1 protein-coding gene and 1 pseudogene are annotated in these 1,967 nt (G+C 70.0%); one reads left to right on the top strand and one right to left on the bottom strand.

Features of this window, described 5'->3' with window-relative positions; translation table 11 throughout:
* Positions 1-181: pseudogene (locus EIO58_RS16975) on the bottom strand (DUF6350 family protein); the annotation flags it as partial.
* Positions 182-317: 136 nt separating this feature from the next.
* Between EIO58_RS16975 and EIO58_RS16980 the strand changes: the two are divergent.
* The gene (locus EIO58_RS16980; RefSeq protein WP_127820453.1) at positions 318-1,805 is read left to right on the top strand and encodes an NCS2 family permease; all 1,488 of its coding nucleotides are present in this window, start codon (positions 318-320) and stop codon (positions 1,803-1,805) included.
* Positions 1,806-1,967: the final 162 nt, after the last annotated feature.

Below are 1,967 nucleotides of genomic sequence, written 5' to 3' on the forward strand. Positions count from 1 at the left end.
GCACCAGGTTGCCGAGCTGCCACGCCGCGACGCCCGTCGGCCACAGGACGCCCCAGTCCGCGGCGCCGCCGAGCCCGAACACCCACAGCACCGTCAGCGGCGCGAGGGTCGCGGCGAGCCCGACGGCGACCGCGATGGCGGCGTCGACGGTTGCGAGGAAGGCGACGATGAGGCGGTGCATGGCCTCATCGACCCTACTTCGCCACCCCCGGCTCTCCCGGGCGCCTCGCCCGCCCGCGGCGAAGGCGAGCGCCATCCGTTGAGCGAATTCCCAGGCGGGCTCCGATGGCGCTAGCGTCGTCGGCGGAGGTCCCCACATGAGCACAGCCCCGTCCACCACGCCCGAAGCCCCCGACGCCGCCGAGCCGGACGACGTCGCTCCGCCGAAGAACGGCTTCGACCGGTTCTTCGAGATCACCCGGCGCGGTTCTACAGTCGGCACGGAGGTGCGCGGCGGCGTCGTGACCTTCGTGACGATGGCCTACATCGTCATCCTCAATCCGATCATCCTCTCGAGCGGGGTCGACGTCGACGGGAACAGCCTCGGGTTCCCGCAGGTGGCGGCTGCAACCGCGCTCACGGCCGGCGTCATGACGGTGCTCTTCGGACTCGTGACGCGCCTGCCCTTCGCGTTCGCGGCCGGCCTCGGCATCAACTCGTTCCTCGCAGTCGCCGTCGTCGGACAGGTGACCTGGCCTGAGGCGATGGGCCTCGTCGTCATCAACGGCCTCATCATCGTGCTGCTGGCTGCGACGGGACTGCGGCGCATGATCTTCGACGCCGTCCCGATCCAGCTGAAGCTCGCGATCACGGTCGGCATCGGCCTGTTCATCGCGTTCATCGGCTTCGTCGACGCCGGGTTCGTGACCGCGACGAGCCTCTCCTCGCCCCCGGTCGGGCTCGGCGTGGACGGTTCGGTCGCGACCGTCCCGACGCTCATCTTCGTCTCCACGCTGCTGCTCACCGGCATCCTGGTCGCTCGCAAGGTCAAGGGCGGCATCCTGATCGGCCTCGTCTCGGGCACCGTGGCCGCGGTGATCGTCGAGGCGATCTGGAACCTCGGCCCGAAGGTCGACGGCGACACCGTCAACCCGGGCGGCTGGGGCCTGTCGGTCCCCGAGCTGCCGGCGTCGCTCGTGAGCGTGCCCGACCTGTCGCTCGTCGGTCAGGTCTCGTTCGGATCGTTCGAGCGGATCGGCGTGCTCGCCGCCCTCATGCTCGTCTTCACGCTCGTGTTCACCAACTTCTTCGACGCCATGGGAACGATGACGGGCCTCTCGAAGGAGGCCGGGCTCGCCGACGCGAAGGGCGACTTCCCGCGCATCAAGTCGGCGCTGATCGTCGAGGGTGTCGGCGCCGTCGCCGGTGGTCTCACGTCGAGCTCGTCGAACACCGTGTTCATCGAGTCGGGATCGGGCATCGGCGAGGGCGCCCGCACCGGCTTCGCGAACGTCGTGACGGGCGCGCTGTTCCTCGTCGCGATGTTCTTCACGCCGCTCGTGTCGATCGTGCCGAGCGAGGTCGCGGCCGCCGCGCTGGTGATCGTCGGCGCGCTCATGATGTCGCAGATCAAGTACATCGACTTCTCGGACTTCTCGATCCTGCTGCCGGTGTTCCTCGCGATCACCGTGATGCCGCTGACCTACTCGATCGCGAACGGCATCGGCGCGGGCTTCGTCGCGTGGGTCGTGGTGCGGTCGCTGTCGGGCAAGGCACGCGACATCAGCCCGCTGCTGTGGATCGTCGCAGCCGGATTCCTGCTCTACTTCGCGCGCGGACCCATCGAGACCCTGCTCGCGGGCTGACCTTCGAGTCCGACGGATGCCGCACCCCGCGGCATCCGTCAGCCTCGCCGGTCTGCCCGCCCCGTTCTGCCCCGCCCCGTTCGGCCCGCCCGTTCGGCCGCCGCTCCGTTCGGGCCCGCTCCGTTCGGCCCCCGCTCCGTTCGGCCCACTCCGTTCGGCCCC

It is taken from the genome of Microbacterium sp. CPCC 204701, assembly GCF_004010105.1.
Lineage (GTDB): Bacteria > Actinomycetota > Actinomycetes > Actinomycetales > Microbacteriaceae > Microbacterium.

What these genes read in the sequence shown, in the direction of transcription:
- EIO58_RS16980 (WP_127820453.1), top strand. Translation starts at nt 318, where the DNA reads ATGAGCACAGCCCCGTCCACCACGCCCGAAGCCCCCGACGCCGCCGAG.